This is a genomic window from Salinisphaera sp. G21_0, assembly GCF_017744115.1.
In the GTDB taxonomy this organism is placed as follows: domain Bacteria; phylum Pseudomonadota; class Gammaproteobacteria; order Pseudomonadales; family Endozoicomonadaceae; genus Endozoicomonas.
Genome location: NZ_JAGHQW010000271.1, coordinates 1 through 552 on the forward strand (window position 1 = coordinate 1; position 552 = coordinate 552).

Genomic DNA, 552 nt, shown 5'->3' on the forward strand with positions numbered 1-552 from the left:
CCCATCTAAAAAAATAACTGACAACAAAGCCTCACGATTGGAGCGCCGAAGGAAGTACCAAAGGGAGCGTCGCAAAGATCCCGCTTTCGCAGAACGCGAAAGGCAGTACCACAGGGAGTACAAAAGGGAGCGTTACAAAGATCCCGCTTTCGCAGAGCGCCAAAGGGAGTACCAAAGGGAGTACCAAAGGGAGCGTCGCAAAGATCCCGCTTTCGCAGAGCGCCAAAGGGAGTACCAAAGGGAGTACCAAAGGGAGTACCAAAGGGAGCTTCGCAAAGATCCCGCTTTCGCAGAGCGCGAAAAGGAGCGTCTAAGGAAGCTCCGCAAAGATCCCACTTTCGCAGAGCGCCAAAAGGAGCGACAAAAGGAGCGCCAAAAGGAGCGCCAAAAGGAGCGCCAAAGGGAGCGTCGCAAAGATCCCGTCCTCGCACAGGGGCACAGAATCTATATGAATACTTACAACAGAATCAAAAAACAAACCGCCAACAAGGAAGAAGCTTCAAAGCAAGCTAAGATCGCAAGAGAGCAGTATCTCCAGTCAATCCATTCAGC

General features: G+C 51.8%; 1 pseudogene. It reads left to right on the top strand.

The features are described 5' to 3' along the window. Positions 1 to 552, top strand: a pseudogene (locus J7439_RS26020) (hypothetical protein); the annotation flags it as partial.